General features: G+C 72.1%; 12 protein-coding genes and 3 tRNA genes. 9 read left to right on the top strand and 6 right to left on the bottom strand.

Annotation, left to right across the window (positions count from 1 at the left end; all coding sequences use genetic code 11):
- Nucleotides 1-331: 331 nt before the first annotated feature.
- Entirely contained in the window at nucleotides 332-1,252 is a 921-nt protein-coding gene (locus ACZ6Z8_RS35210) for a zinc-binding dehydrogenase (RefSeq protein ID WP_465614078.1), read from the top strand.
- Nucleotides 1,253-1,274: 22 nt separating this feature from the next.
- Nucleotides 1,275-2,318 (top strand): alpha/beta hydrolase family protein, encoded by a 1,044-nt coding sequence (locus ACZ6Z8_RS35215; protein WP_465614079.1) that lies wholly within the window; start codon nucleotides 1,275-1,277, stop codon nucleotides 2,316-2,318.
- Nucleotides 2,319-2,522: 204 nt separating this feature from the next.
- Here ACZ6Z8_RS35215 and ACZ6Z8_RS35220 read toward each other — a convergent pair whose 3' ends face one another.
- Nucleotides 2,523-4,910 (bottom strand): non-reducing end alpha-L-arabinofuranosidase family hydrolase, encoded by a 2,388-nt coding sequence (locus ACZ6Z8_RS35220; RefSeq protein WP_465614140.1) that lies wholly within the window; start codon nucleotides 4,908-4,910, stop codon nucleotides 2,523-2,525.
- A gap of 328 nt (nucleotides 4,911-5,238) precedes the next feature.
- Here ACZ6Z8_RS35220 and ACZ6Z8_RS35225 point away from each other — a divergent pair, with 328 nt between their 5' ends.
- The 3 genes from ACZ6Z8_RS35225 (at nucleotide 5,239) to ACZ6Z8_RS35235 (ending at nucleotide 8,310) form a co-directional block, all read left to right on the top strand.
- Nucleotides 5,239-5,769 carry a SigE family RNA polymerase sigma factor gene (locus tag ACZ6Z8_RS35225; protein WP_465614080.1) on the top strand — a complete coding sequence of 177 codons (531 nt, stop codon included), beginning with the start codon at nucleotides 5,239-5,241 and terminating at the stop codon, nucleotides 5,767-5,769.
- A 491-nt stretch (nucleotides 5,770-6,260) separates the two neighbouring features.
- The gene (locus ACZ6Z8_RS35230) at nucleotides 6,261-6,662 is read left to right on the top strand and encodes a hypothetical protein (RefSeq protein ID WP_465614081.1); all 402 of its coding nucleotides are present in this window, start codon (nucleotides 6,261-6,263) and stop codon (nucleotides 6,660-6,662) included.
- A 133-nt stretch (nucleotides 6,663-6,795) separates the two neighbouring features.
- Nucleotides 6,796-8,310, top strand: coding sequence for a glycoside hydrolase family 28 protein (locus ACZ6Z8_RS35235; protein WP_465614082.1), 1,515 nt, complete (start codon nucleotides 6,796-6,798; stop codon nucleotides 8,308-8,310).
- Nucleotides 8,311-8,419: 109 nt separating this feature from the next.
- Here ACZ6Z8_RS35235 and ACZ6Z8_RS35240 read toward each other — a convergent pair whose 3' ends face one another.
- The 5 genes from ACZ6Z8_RS35240 to ACZ6Z8_RS35260 form a co-directional block, all read right to left on the bottom strand.
- On the bottom strand, nucleotides 8,420-10,156 hold the full coding sequence (locus ACZ6Z8_RS35240; protein ID WP_465614083.1) for an RICIN domain-containing protein: 1,737 nt from the start codon (nucleotides 10,154-10,156) through the stop codon (nucleotides 8,420-8,422).
- Nucleotides 10,157-10,579: 423 nt separating this feature from the next.
- Nucleotides 10,580-10,653, bottom strand: a tRNA-Phe gene (locus tag ACZ6Z8_RS35245).
- Nucleotides 10,654-10,681: 28 nt separating this feature from the next.
- Nucleotides 10,682-10,755 (bottom strand) — tRNA-Asp (locus ACZ6Z8_RS35250).
- Between the two features lie 55 nt (nucleotides 10,756-10,810).
- Nucleotides 10,811-10,883 (bottom strand) — tRNA-Glu (locus tag ACZ6Z8_RS35255).
- A 101-nt stretch (nucleotides 10,884-10,984) separates the two neighbouring features.
- Nucleotides 10,985-11,326 (bottom strand): metallopeptidase family protein, encoded by a 342-nt coding sequence (locus tag ACZ6Z8_RS35260; RefSeq protein ID WP_465614084.1) that lies wholly within the window; start codon nucleotides 11,324-11,326, stop codon nucleotides 10,985-10,987.
- 62 nt (nucleotides 11,327-11,388) lie between these two features.
- Between ACZ6Z8_RS35260 and crcB (ACZ6Z8_RS35265) the strand changes: the two genes are divergently transcribed.
- The 4 genes from crcB (ACZ6Z8_RS35265) to ACZ6Z8_RS35280 all read left to right on the top strand — a co-directional run bounded on the left by crcB (ACZ6Z8_RS35265) (nucleotide 11,389) and on the right by ACZ6Z8_RS35280 (nucleotide 13,458).
- A complete protein-coding gene (gene crcB / locus ACZ6Z8_RS35265) occupies nucleotides 11,389-11,862 on the top strand; it encodes a fluoride efflux transporter CrcB (protein WP_465614085.1) in 474 nt (157 codons plus the stop codon).
- Nucleotides 11,859-12,215: a DUF190 domain-containing protein gene (locus ACZ6Z8_RS35270; protein ID WP_465614086.1), complete on the top strand. Its 357-nt coding sequence runs from the start codon at nucleotides 11,859-11,861 to the stop codon at nucleotides 12,213-12,215. Before crcB (ACZ6Z8_RS35265) ends, ACZ6Z8_RS35270 begins: the two co-directional genes overlap by 4 nt.
- Nucleotides 12,212-12,586: a fluoride efflux transporter CrcB gene (gene crcB / locus ACZ6Z8_RS35275; protein ID WP_465614087.1), complete on the top strand. Its 375-nt coding sequence runs from the start codon at nucleotides 12,212-12,214 to the stop codon at nucleotides 12,584-12,586. The genes ACZ6Z8_RS35270 and crcB (ACZ6Z8_RS35275) overlap by 4 nt, the downstream gene beginning before the upstream one ends.
- A 221-nt stretch (nucleotides 12,587-12,807) precedes the next feature.
- Nucleotides 12,808-13,458 (top strand): hypothetical protein, encoded by a 651-nt coding sequence (locus ACZ6Z8_RS35280; RefSeq protein ID WP_465614088.1) that lies wholly within the window; start codon nucleotides 12,808-12,810, stop codon nucleotides 13,456-13,458.
- The last annotated feature ends 150 nt before the right edge of the window (nucleotides 13,459-13,608 follow it).

Raw genomic sequence — 13,608 nt, forward strand, 5'->3', positions numbered from 1 at the left:
ACCGTTGGCAGTCTGAAAATCACCCGTCACGCCCCCTTCCGCACCCACCCCCTCCACCGCCCCCTCCCGCAGCGCGTCCCTCTCGCCTGGGTTGGGTGTGGGGGTGAGGGGTGTGGGGTGGGCGCGCGGGGCGTTGCCCGCGCGCCCTGGGAGGGGGAGGAGGCCGCCTCCTGCAGGGCTTTCCGCGGTCGCTCCACGGACGGGGCAGGCGCGGGGGCGGTGGGGTGCCGAAGGGGTGACAGCTGGTGGTTGTCGTTGCTGTCCGGTGGTTGTTGGACCCGGGGGTGGTGGGGGCGGTGGAGTGGGGGCTCCGGTGAGGTGAGGAGTGGGGATGAAGGCGCTGGTGGCGACGGGGGATGCGGGGGAGCCGGTGCGGTTGGCGGAGGTGGAGCAGCCGCGGCCGGGGCCGGGGGAGGTGTTGGTGAAGGTGGAGGCGTTCTCGGTGAACCGGGGGGAGACGTTCCAGCTGGAGGCGCCGAGGGACGGGTGGCGGCCGGGGAAGGACGTGGCCGGGCTGGTGGTGCAGGCTGCGGCTGACGGGTCGGGGCCTGCGGTGTGTCGGCGGGTGGTGGGGCATCCGCCGGCGGCGGGGTGGGCCGAGTACGTGTGTGTGCCGGTGTCCTCGTTGGCGGAGCTGCCGGACAGTGTGGATGCCGTTCGGGCGGCTGCGTTGCCGTTGGCGGGGCTGACGGCGCTGCGGCTGTTGCGGACGGTGGGGGCGGTGGCCGGGCGGCGGGTGCTGTTGACGGGGGCGTCCGGTGGGGTGGGGCACTACTTCACCGAGCTGGCCGCGGCGGCGGGGGCCGAGTTGACCGTCGTCACGGCTTCTCCGGAGCGCGGTCGGAGGCTGGCCGAGCTGGGGGCGGCCGAGGTGGTGCACGAGCTGGGCGAGGCCCGGGGGCCGTACGACCTGGTGCTGGAGTCCACCGGTGGGGCGAACCTGCCGCTGGCGCTGGCCCGGTTGGCCCGGCGGGGCACTCTGGTCTGGTTCGGGCAGGCCTCGCGCACGCCGGCCACGCTGAACTTCTTCGACTTCTTCGCCGGGCCCGAGTCGGCCGTCCTGCGGCACTTCCACTACGCCGACTCGGACGTCCCGGACGGCGAGGACCTGGCCACCCTGGTGCGTCTGGCGGCGGCCGGCCGGCTGACTCCGGAGATCGGCCTGGTCGCGCCCTGGGAGCGGACCGCGACCACCCTCACCGACCTGCGCGACCGGCGGATCCGCGGCAAGGCCGTGCTGACCGTCGCCTGATTGCTGGAAAGGAACTCTCATCGTGTCATTCGTCGATACCCCTGGTCTGCTGCCCGCGTTCATCGCGGAGACCCGACCGCGCGCCCACGGTGCCGGTCTCGACCTGTACGAGTACGACCGGGTGACCGGTTCACTGGGTTCGCTGCGCGACTGGCCGGCCGCGTTCGGGGCCGTCGGGCGCCGGTACGCCGCCGAGGCCGGGGTCGCCGCCGCCGAGGGGCGTACGGTCACCGCGGGCGGCGCCTACCGCAGTGCCGCCCGCTGGTTCCACGCGGCCGGACTGATGCCGCACCCCGACCGGGCCGGCGCCGCCCGGCTGGCCGCCGAGGCCGACGAGGCGATGCGGCGGTCGTTGGCGCTGCTGGAGCCGGAGGCGGCGCGGGTCGAGGGCGAGGGCTTCGCGGGCTGGCTGCGTCGGCCGGCGGCGGGTGGCGGCCCGGTGGTGCTGATCGTGCCGGGCATGGACTCGGGGAAGGAGGAGTTCCACGCGCTCGCCGACGCGCTGCTGGCCAGGGGGCTCGCCGTGCTGGCGATCGACGGGCCGGGGCAGGGCGTCCTGGCCGCGGGCAGTGCGCCGGAGCCGGACTACCACCGGGTGGTGGGCCGGGCGCTGGACGCGCTCGCGGCGTACGACGGTCTGGATCTGGGTCGCACCGCGGTGGTCGGGCTCAGCCTGGGCGGTTACTACGCGGCGGTGGCCGCCGCCCACGAGCGGCGGCTGCGCGCCGCGGTGGCGGTCAGCGGGCCGTACCGGCTGGACTGGGCGGGCCTGGTGCCGTTCGTCACCGAGACGCTCGGCCAGCGCTGCGGCGGCCCCGAGGCGGCCCGGGCCTTCGCCGACCGGCTCGACCTGACCGAGCTCGCGCCGACGATCACCCTTCCGTTGCTGGTGGTCGAGGGCGGTGAGGACCGCATCCCCGGCATCACCAACGCCACCGTCCTTGCCGAGCGGGCCCCGAACGCCGAGCTGCTGCTCGTCCCGCACGGCAACCACCTGCTCGGCACCGCCCTCCCCGACTGGCTCCCGGCCACCGCCGACTGGCTGACGGCCCGGCTCGCCCGATGAGGGGCGGTCAGCCGCCCGCTGCGGCAGGGAGGTAGCGGGAAAGCCCCGGAGAGTTCTCTCCGGGGCTTTCCCGGCGGTGGCCGGGGCCGGGGTCGAACCGGCGGCCTCGGTGCCGGTCAGCGGGTGGGGCTGCCCGTGGCGTGAACCGCTCGTCCACGCGCCGGCGGGCCGCACCCGATCGCGATCACCGTGGATCGGGCGGGGTCAGCGCTGGAGGGTGAGGACGCCGGGCCGCCACGGCAGTCGGTCGTAGGGGCCGGTGGCGGTGGGGGACTTGCCTTGGTAGAGGAGTTGGAGGTTGCAGGGGTCGATGGTCATGGTCTGGTCGGGGTTGTTGCGGACCAGGTCGCCGTGGCTGATGTCGTTGGTCCAGGTGGCACCGCTGTTGGCCTTGCCCGCGAAGGGGTTGTTCTCGCTGGCGGCCTGCGGGGTCCAGGAGCCGTTCAGGCTGGAGGCGGTGAAGGAGCGGAAGTAGCGCTGCTCGTTCGCGCCGCGGGCCTCGACGATCATCAGGTACTGGTTCTGGCCCTTGACCTTGTAGACCTGCGGGGCCTCGAAGAGGTTCTTCTCCGAGTCGCTCATGACCGTGGTGTAGGAGGAGCCGAAGTTGCCCGGGAAGTTGCTGATGGGCATGCTCGCCCGGTAGATGCTGCCGTTGTCACCGGCGAAGAACAGGTACATGTTCTGGTCGTCGGCGATCAGGGTCTGGTCGATCGGGCCGGTGCCGGAGTTGGGGATGCTGCCGGTGAACAGCGGCTGCGGCGCGGACCAGCCGTTGGGGTTGGTCGGGTCGCTGGACGTGCGGTAGACGAACGGCCACTGGCCCCACTGGTAGGCCAGCACCCAGATCTTCTTCGGCGCGAAGTAGAACAGCGTCGGCGCCACCGCGGCCTGGCTCATCCCGGTCTGGGGGGCCGAGGCCATGTCGGACCAGTTGGTGAAGGGGCTGAACATCATCGAGCCGTACGAGGAGCCGTTCACGTTCGACGCGTAGACCAGGTGCTTGCCGTTGTAGACCACGTCGGTGAAGTCCTTCACCGCGCCCCAGCCGTTCGCCGGCTGGGCCAGTGCGCCGGTCGAGGACCAGTGGTACGTCGACGGGAGGGTGCAGGTGCCGCCGGCCGTCGGTGCGGACGAGACGAGGTTCCAGTGCTGGTTGGCGGCGCCCCAGGAGTCCCAGACCTGGACGGAGGTGCCGTTGGCGCTCTGGCCGCCGGGGAGTTCGAGTGCCCGGCCGCTGGCGACGTTGATCAGGGTGTAGGAGCCGTCGGCGTTGCGCTCGGCGCGCCAGTGCTGGTTGGCACCGCCGTTGGCGTCCCAGACCAGCGGCTTGGTGCCGTTGGCCGTCCGGCCGCCGGGCTCGTCCAGGACCCGGCCGCTGGCGAGGTTGGTGAACGTGTAGGAGCCGTCGCCGTTGCGGTCGGCGCGCCAGTGCTGGTTGGCCGCGTCGCCGTTGGCGTCCCACACCTGAAGCGGGGTGCCGTTGCCGTTCTGTCCGGCGGGCTCGTCCAGAACGCGTCCGCCGACCGCTGCGGCGAGCGAGTAGACGGTGCCGGAGCTGATGCCCCCGCCCTGTGTGCCGCCGCCGCCGCTGCTGCTGCCGCCGAGGGCGGTGAGCGCTGCGGCGTAGGCGGGCTTCTTGTTGCCACTGGCGTCGAACAGCAGCGGGTTCTCACCGCCGCGCCACGAGTCGCTGTCGCGGATGCCCCACACCGAGATGCCCGTGCAGCGGGCGACGTCGAGGCAGTCCCGGACGGCGTCGGTGTACGCGCTCGCGGGGGCCTGGGCGATGTCGAGCTCGGTGATCTGGACGTCCACGCCGAGCGCGGCGAAGCTCGACAGGGTGGTCCGGAAGTTCGCCGGCGGGCCGCCCGCGCCGAAGTGGCTCTGGAACCCGACGCAGTCGATCGGCACGCCGCGGGACTTGAAGTCCTTGACCATGTTGTAGACGCCCTGGGTCTTGGCGTCGGACCAGTTCTCGATGTTGTAGTCGTTGTAGCAGAGCTTCGCCCCGGGGTCGACGCCCCGGGCGGTGCGGAACGCCTCTTCGATGAAGCCGTTGCCCAGCACGTTCTGGAACACCGAGCTGCGGTGCTGGCCGCTGGGGCCGTCGGCGAAGGCCTCGTTCACCACGTCCCAGGCGTAGATCTTGCCCTTGTAGTGGGTCATCTCCTGCGTGATGTGGTTGTCCATGACGCTGCGCAGGGTGTTGGCGTCGTTGATCGAGCCGACCCAGCCGGGCAGCTGGGAGTGCCAGACCAGGGTGTGGCCGCGCACCTTCTGGCCGTGCGCGGCGGCGTGGCCGACGATCGCGTCGGCGGGGCCGAAGTTGAACGAGCCCCGGGAGGGTTCGGTGCTGTCCCACTTCATCTCGTTCTCGGGGGTTACCGCGTTGAACTCCCGGTCGAGGATGGTGGAGTACGTCGAGTCCCCGAGCCTGCCCGCGGCCACCGCCGTGCCGAAGTAGCGGCCGCTGCCGGCCGCCCCCGCGCCCAGCGTGGTCGGCGTGCTGGCGTTCGACGTGAACGCGGCCTGAGCGACCAGCGGCACGGCGGCACCCACGGCGGCGAGGACAACGGCGGCGGCGACCACGCGGCGGGTTGCCGGACGGCGGCGATGAGAGCGGTTCTGTTCTGGCAAAGGCTTGTCCTTCTGGCGCTGGGGGCCTCCGTCTAACGCCCCGGTTACCCGTCAGTTGCCGCGGCCCGCGGGAAGGTTGCCGTTCGGAAGAAGAATTTTCCGCCGGACGGATGGGCACGGCCCCGCCCGTTGTTGTGTCATGCATCCTTCAAGTCCCGCGACGCCGACGTGCACGGGCAGGGCCACTTGATGAACCGGGGCAGGCTACCGATTGGTACGCTTCCGCTCCCCCGCTTTCGGATGTGAGCGCCAACAACGCACTGAGAGGCTGCCGACGGACATGCTCTTCGATGATGCGTCCGCGGAGTTCCATGGATTCTTCGAACGCCATTACGCCGAACTCGCCCGCTTCGCCCACCTCCTGACGGGCGAAGCGGATGCGGCCGACGACCTGGCGGCTGATGCGCTGCTCGCCCTGTGGCAGCGATGGGACCGGCTGCGCGCAGCGGAGCAGCCGCTCGCGTATGCGCGGGGCGTCGTGGCCAACCTGGCGCGGGCCCGGATCCGGAGTTCGGTGCGTGAAAGGCGGCGGATCACCTTGTTCTGGTCCCACCGGTCGGAGCGGACCGAGGGCCCGGACGTGGCTGCCGTGGTGGACGTGAGGACGGCTTTGGCGCGGTTGCCGTTCCGCAAGCGGGTGTGTGTGGTGCTGCGGCACGCCTTCGACCTGTCGGAGCGGGACACGGCGCTGGCTCTCGGAGTGTCGGTCGGTACGGTGAAGAGCCAGACCTCGAAGGGTATGGCCGAGCTGGAACGGATGCTGGGCGCTCGCGCGGCCGGAGAACTGGTGACGGGCAGGAGGAGTCGTTGAACGAGGAGGTCGCTGGGCTGCTTCGCGATGCCGCCGAGCAGCATCAGCCCGACCGCGCCCGGATCCAGGCCCGGATGGAACGCGGCATGACACCCGCCGCGACCCGCCACCTCGGGCCGCGGGTGAGGCGGTCCTGGCCGAGGGCGGCTCTCGTTTCCGTCGCCACGGCGGGCATCCTGGCCCTCGGCGTGGCAGTCGCCGCCGTGGTCCGGAGTTCGCCACCACGGCCCGACATCGCGACCGCTCCCACATCCACCGCAACGGCGACGGTGAGTCCTACGCCCTTCGTCCCGCCCACCGGCAGCCCGACCCCGACCGTGCCGACGGGTGGCCCGAGCTCGACCGTGCCGACGGGCGGACCGACCCTGAACCTGCCGACGGGTGGCTCCGCCCCGAGCGTGTCGTCGGGCAGGCCGGTCCCGACCGTGCCGACGGGCGGCCCGAGCTCGACCGTGCCGACGGGCACTCCGAGCCGGTCACCGTCCGGCGGCGTGCAGGCCCAGCAGGGAGCGCTGTCGTCGGACGGCTCTGTCGACCCCCACAGCACGATCTACTGGGCGCAGAGCAACCTCACGCTCAAGACCACCCAACCGCTCGCCACCCTCACCGTCGAGCTGCGGATCGCCCAGACCGGCGGGGTGCAGAACACCGGCTACTGGCAGACCCTGCCCGCCGAGTGGTTCGCCGCCACCGTGCAGGACCAGGGCGGTGCGCTGGTCTACCGCTGGACGCTCAAGCCCGGCTGCACGGTGCCGCCGGGGCAGCACGTCTTCGCGGCCCAGTACAACCACGCCACGGGCCAGCGGGATCCGCGGGACGACACCTACCGTGCGGACGCCTCGGACTCCGACGGCGCCCTCGCAGTCGGGGGGCACTTCTCCTCCCCGCGGTGAGACGTGCGCCCGGAGGCGGCGCGCCCGGCCGGAAGGAGCACGCGCTTCCGCACGGCAACCTTTCGTGTCCCGACGGCAACTGATGGAGAATCCGGCCCGCGTCCGCGGGCCGCCGCTCCAGAAGGACCGACCGTTGCCAGATCTCGACCGACGCCCACACCGCCGACGCCCGGCGACCCGTCGCGTGCTCGCCACCGCCGGAGTCCTCGCCGTCCTGGGCGCCACCGTCCCCCTGATCGCCCAGGCCGCCCAGACCCCGAAGGCCCACACGCGATCGACCGTGCCGGCCGCAACAGCGACCGGTGACACCCGCCATGTCACCGAGCCCGCACTGCCCACCAGCGTCTGTGCCACCGTTCCCGCCGCCCGGACCATGCCCACCCGCACCGCCGACCAGGGCAGCGAAACCAGCCCACCGGACACGACCCGCATCCAGCACGCCCTCGACACCTGCGCCCGGACCGGACAGCAGACCGTGGCCGTCCGCCTGCAGGCGACGGACTCCAGCCGCAACGCCTTCCTCACCGGACCGCTGGCCGTCCACCAAGGCGAAGTCCTAGTGCTGGACAGCGGAGTCACCCTCTACGGCTCACGCAACCCCGCCGACTACCAGATCAGCGGCAAGCCGCGCTGCGGCACCCTCGCCTCCTCCGGCGGCGGCTGCAAACCACTGATCAGCGTCGCCGGAGCCAACGCCGGCATCGAGGCCGTCCGCGCCGCCGACGGCAGCCAGGGCCGGATCGACGGCCGCGGCGACCAGACCGTCCTCGGCACCACCACCAGCTGGTGGCAGCTCGCCGGCGACGCCCAGAAGGCCGGCTCCAACCAGAACAACCCTCGCCTGATCCAGGCCGACAACTCCGACAACTTCACCCTCTACCACGTCGACCTGCTGAACTCCCCCAACTTCCACGTCGTCTACAACGGCGGCAACGGCTTCACCGCCTGGGGCGTACGCATCAGGACCCCCGCCACCGCCCGCAACACCGACGGCATCGACCCGGCCGGCGCCGCCAACGTCACCATCACCGACTCCTCCGTCATGGACGGCGACGACGGCATCGCCATCAAGGGCGGCAACAGGCCCAGCAGCAACATCACCGTGACGAACAACCACTTCTACGGCACCCACGGCATCTCCATCGGCAGCGAGACCACCAGCGGCGTGACCAACGTCCTCTTCCGCGACAACACCCTCACCGGCACCGACGCCCTCGGCAACGCCAGCGGCTCCAGCACCGGCCTCCGCATCAAGAGCTCCCCCGCCAACGGCGGCCGGGTCACCGGCGTCACCTACCTGAACACCTGCCTCGACGCCGTCCGCGCCCCGCTCGTCTTCGACACCCACTACTCCGGCGGCAGCGGCCCCAACACCCCCTGGTTCACCGGGATCACCGTCGACGGCGTCACCGCGACCCACTCCCCCCGGGGCGCGAAATCCACGCTCGTCGGACTGGACAGGACCCGCCCGCTCGAACTGACCCTGCGACACGTCAACCTCGACGTCACCGCGGCGACCGCCGCCAACGCCCGCATCACCGCCACCGACACCAACCTCCAGCCGTCCGGCCCCGACGTCACCCTGACCACCGCCAACGGCCCGGGCAGGGCACCCACCTGCACCTTCCCCGCCTTCCCGGCCCTCTGACACCACCACCGGCCGAGCGGCGCCCGCCCCTCCGGACTCGCGGGAGTCCGCCCGGCCGGGAGAACGACTGTGGCCCCACCGAAGGGCGGGGCCACAGTCGTTCCTTCGCCTACTTGAGCGCTGTACCGCCCGAGTTGCGGTACGCGATCGTCTTGTTGATCAGGTTTCCGCCGTCGGTCTCGGGCGAGGTCTGTTCCTGCTGCCCCGAGCCGAACATCAGACCGGCGATGTGCGCGTTCGCCACCTGGTCCATGTGGGCGAAGAACCAGTCGACCTTGTCGTCCTTGTAGTGGTTGAGGGTGTTGTTCTGCGCCATGTTGCCCACGGGGATCTGCCACAGGACCACCGGCTTGCCCACGGACTCGGCCATCGTCTTGTAGAACGACATCTGGGCGGCGGCCTTCTGGTCGTTCCAGAACTTGTCGAGGCCGCCGTGGGCCGGCTGCGCGTACCAGCCCGCGTCGCGGTCCGACACGTCGGTGGCCAGGAAGTCGGCGTTCCGCGCCCCGAGGCTCGCGTAGTCCTTGACGCACTGCGGGGTGTTCTGCTGCCAGTCGAAGCAGGACAGGTGCATTCCGACGGCGGTGTTCGGAGCGTACTTGTGCGCCATCGAGATCAGGCACTGGGCGAGGCCGGCGGCGCTGTTCTCCTGCGATCCGCAGTCCGTCGAGTTCGAGGCCGTGACCTGCGCGGCGACCTGGTGCGGGTCGCCGAGCGACCGGACGTAGCCCCAGAAGTCGGGTTCGAGGTCGATCATGTCGTGCGAGGTGCCGATCTTCTGGAGGAAGAAGCGGTAGTCGTTCAGGTACCGGGTGAGCAGGTCGGCCCTGTTGATGGCCTTGACCTCGCCCGGACCGTCGCCCTGGCCCGCCGCGTCGCCGAGGTCGCGCAGCGAGTACCAGGTCCAGAGGAACTTCTGCGGGCGCGGCTTGCCCTGGTAGGTCTCCTGGGCCGCCTTGGCGTCCCGCCAGGTCACGTATGTGCCGGGCGCCGTGGTGCTGCCGTTCCAGCAGCCCCACCAGCCCGTCCACCCGTCCTGGCAGCGGGCCGCCGTGTAGTAGTCCGAGGAGGGCGCGGGCTGGCTGTGCACGTAGGCGTACTGCACGTCGAACGGCGCGGCGCTCGCCGACGCGTCGGACATCGAGCCGCCGATGAGCACCGTGTTGCTGCCCATGAAACTCTTCGCCGAGTTGCCGCCGCCGCCGCCGGCCGGAGCCGGCGCCGCAGACGTCGGGTGGTTACCGCTCGGGGCCTGGCCCGTCGGAGCGCTGCCGCCCGGCGTGGCAGGTTTGGTGGGCGTGGCGCCGCTGCCGGAGCCCCCCGGGTTCCCGGAGCCCCCTGGGTTCCCGGTGCCTCCGGCGCTGCCGGCCGGGACGAGCTGCCACTGCTGGTTGGCGCCGTTCCAGTCGTGGTACTGGGCGATCTGGCCGCCGTCGGTCTTGGAGCCGAGCGGGACCTCGACGGCCTTGCCGTTGAAGGTGTTGATCAGACGGACGTAGCCGTCCGACGACTTCTCCAGATGGAACTGCTGGTTGGCGCCGTTCAGGTCACGCCACTGCCTCACCTGGGAGCCTTCGGCCTTCGACCAGCCGTAGTCGTCCAGCACCTTTCCGGAGTACCGGTTCTGCAGCCGGTAGTTCCCGTCACCCGCGTCGATGAACTTCCACTGCTGGTTCGCATCGCCGGTGCGGCTCCACTGCACCACCGGGGCGCCGTCGTACCCGCCGTAGCCGTAGTCGTCCAGCACCTGGCCGGTGCCGCGGTTGACCAGCAGGTACCAGGGGTTCGTGTCCACGGCCACGGTGCCCGCCGAGGCCGTGTTGACGACGGTCACGGTGGCGCCCACGACCGCCAGGCCGACGGTCGCCCAGAAACCCCGGCGCTGGTACAGCCGACGGGCGCGATGCGACGGACGGGTTCCCCGCCCGTGCCCGCCCACCCGTGCGGCGCCACTGACGGCGTGGGGTGGGCGGGGGGCGTCTCTGTGCTCTCGTTCAAGGGACACGTCTGTGCTCTCTTTCAGCCGTCGCATCTGACCGAACCACTTGGCCGGACACCACTGAGTGGCCACGGAGACCGGAAAGGTTGCCGCGGAGAGCCGGAGATTTTTCGCCTTGACCGCCTGCGGTCCGCCGCGGAGCACGAGGGGCCCTCGGGTCGCTGAGTGACAAGCTCGGCTGAGCCGTTGGCGCACCGGTTGGCGCACGGGACATGAAAACGGCCCCGGAGAGCAATCTCTCCGGGGCCGTTCTGCCTTTTCAGGCGACTGTGGCCAGGGCCGGGGTCGAACCGGCGACCTTCCGCTTTTCAGGCGGACGCTCGTACCAACTGAGCTACCTGGCCGTACTGCGCCGTCTCTTGCGAGACGGAGCGATCCCGACGGGACTTGAACCCGCGACCTCCACCTTGACAGGGTGGCGAGCTAACCAACTGCTCCACGGGACCTGGTAGTGGCGAACCACTAAGGTCTTGCGGCACTGCACTTTACTACGGTACTGCGTGCCCCCAACGGGATTCGAACCCGTGCTACCGCCTTGAAAGGGCGGCGTCCTGGGCCACTAGACGATGAGGGCTTGCGGCCCGTCCGGCTGTTTCCAGCGTTCCGGGGACGTCGAGAAGCATATGGGATGCGGGGCGGATCGCCAAAACGGGTTTGCGCCGGGCGGGGCGGAGGTCAGGACCAGCCGAGTTCGTCGAGCTCGTGGTCGTCGAAGCCGAAGTGGTGGGCGACCTCGTGGATGACGGTGGTGCGGACCTCGTCGACGACCTGCTCGTGGGTCTCGCAGTGCCGCAGGGTGGGGCCGCGGTAGATCAGGATCCGGTCGGGCAGGACGCCGGCGTACCACTCGCCGCGCTCGGTGAGCGGGGTGCCCTCGTAGAGGCCGAGGAGTTCGGGGTCGCTCGGGTCGGGCTCGTCCTCGACGAAGACCGCGACGTTGTCCATCATGGCCGCGAGCTGCGGGGGGATCTGGTCCAGGGCGTCGCCGACCAGCGTCTCGAACTCTTCCCGGGTCATTTCCACCGGATCATTGTCGGGTCTCGGGTGACGGTGTGCCAGGCAGCGGACAGCGGTGTTTGATGGGATTCGTGGCGACCTCGGAGGACACGGTGGAGAGCACGACGCCGGTGCGCGAACGGCCGTCGGTGCTGCGCGGGCAGGGTCCGGTCGTGGCGGTGGTCGCGGTGGGTGGGGCCATCGGGGCGGTGGCGCGGTACGCGGCCGGGCTGGGCTGGGGGACCGGGCCGTCGGCCTTCCCGTGGACGACGCTGCTGGTCAACGTGGTCGGCTGCGCGGTGATCGGGGTGTTCCTGGTGGCGATCGCCGAGGGGCGTCCGGCGCACCCGCTGCTGCGGCCGTTCTTCGGTACCGGGGTGCTGGGCGGGTTCACCACCTTCTCGACGTACGCGGTGGACATCCGACGGCTGCTGGTGGCCGGGCGGCCGGGGCCCGGGCTGGCGTACCTGGGGCTGACCCTGGTGGGTGCGCTCGGCGCGGTGTGGGCGGCGGCGGCGCTGACCCGGCGCGTGATCCACCGCGGCGGTGCCCGGTGAGCCGGCTGAGCGGACCGGCGCTGCGGCTGACCGTGCTGGTGGGCGAGAGCGACACCTGGCACCACCGCCCGCTGTACAGCGAGATCGTGCACCGGGCGCGGGCGGCCGGGCTGGCCGGGGCGAGCGTGTTCCGGGGGATCGAGGGGTTCGGGGCCTCCTCGCTGGTGCACACCGCGCGGCTGCTGTCGCTGAGCGAGGACCTGCCGGTGGCGGTGGTGGTCGTGGACCAGGAGGACCGGGTGCGGGCGTTCCTGCCGCAGCTGGAGGAGCTGGTCACGGAGGGTCTGGTGCTGCTGGACCACTGCGAGGTCGTCCACCACCGGGGCCGGGGTGCGGGCGGGGGTTCGGAGTGAACTGGCTGCTGGTGGTGGCGGGCGCGGTGGTCGGCGCTCCGCTGCGGTACCTGGCCGACCGGGCGGTGCAGTCCCGGTACGACTCGGTGTTCCCGTGGGGCACCTTCGCGGTGAACGTGTTCGGCTGCCTGGTGCTCGGCCTGCTGGCCGGGGCGGTGGCGGCCGGCGCGGCCTCCTCGCACGTCCAACTGCTGGTCGGTACGGGCTTCTGCGGGGCACTGACCACCTACTCGACGTTCTCGTACGAGACGCTGCGGCTGGCCGAGTCCGGCGCCGGGCGGTACGCGCTGGCGAACGTGGCCGGGAGCCTGGCGGCCGGGCTGACGGCGGTGTACGCGGGGGCGGAGCTGGCCTCGGCGATCTGGGGCTGAGGCGGCCGCGGGGGCCGAGGCGGCCGAGGGAGCTGGGGCGGCCGCGGTTCCGGGCCGCCGGCGTCCTGCGGCGGCCGAGAACTGCCGCACCGACCCGTGTCCCGCGGGGCCCGGCGCGCGTTGGGCACCGAAAGCGGCCGCGCGCCAGTGGGCGGCCCGGGTGGGGCGGCAGGAGAGTGAGCGCGGTGGCTTCGGTGCGGGCGGTGCGATCGGGAGCGGCGGTGCGGGAGCCGGTTGCGCTGCGGTCGCGCGCGGTACGGGCGGCGGCGGTGCTGGCGGTGGCCGGGCTGGGGCTGACGGGGTGCATGTCGGTCGGTCCGGCGGCGGACGAGAAGCACGGCGGGGTGGCGCCGGTCGGGCAGGCCGGTCCGGCGGGCCGGCCGGGGGTGACGGGCGGTCCCTCGGCCTCGCCGGGCGTCGGGCACCCGGGGGGCGCCTCGGGGCGCGCGGAGCACCAGGGGGGCCTGCAGGCCGAGAACGCGCCGGCCGGGGCCACGACCGCCGCGCCGGGCGAGCTCACGCCCGGCGCGAACGGCACGGTGGCCGGCGTGGTCCCGGTGCCCGGGGCGCCCGCTCCCGAGGGCGCGCCCGGCGGCAACACCTCGACGGGCGGCGCGAATTCCAGCCCCGCACCGCACCCCGGCGGCACCTCGGGCGGCACCTCGGGCGGCGGTTCGACGGGCACCGGCGGTACCGGCGAGGGCCGTTCCGGCGGCGGTCCGGCGACCCCGTCGGCCACGCCGAGCGCCCACCCGTCCAGCACCCCCGCGCCCGAGCACACCACGCCTGCCGCGACCGTCCCGCCGGGCCCGGAGCCCTCCGCCGGCAGCTCCGGTTCCTCGGCCCCGAGCCCTCGAGCGGCCACCCAATAGCGGGCTGGCCTGGGCATTTGCCTCCGATCCCCAGGGTCCTCTATGGTGGTAGATCGTTCGTTTGATCCATTTGACTGGCGCCCCATTCCCAACTGGCGCCCTTGGCGCGTTCCGGCGATCCGTGGCTGACCGCATAGAGGCGGTTGTGAA

This window comes from Kitasatospora sp. NPDC101108, from assembly GCF_055584725.1.

Excerpts from the sequence above, each read along its gene's own strand:
- ACZ6Z8_RS35225 (WP_465614080.1), top strand. The coding sequence starts at position 5,239 with ATGCTCTTCGATGATGCGTCCGCGGAGTTCCATGGATTCTTCGAACGC.
- ACZ6Z8_RS35210 (WP_465614078.1), top strand. The coding sequence starts at position 332 with ATGAAGGCGCTGGTGGCGACGGGGGATGCGGGGGAGCCGGTGCGGTTG.
- ACZ6Z8_RS35260 (WP_465614084.1), bottom strand. The coding sequence starts at position 11,326 with ATGACCCGGGAAGAGTTCGAGACGCTGGTCGGCGACGCCCTGGACCAG.
- crcB (WP_465614085.1), top strand. The coding sequence starts at position 11,389 with ATGGGATTCGTGGCGACCTCGGAGGACACGGTGGAGAGCACGACGCCG.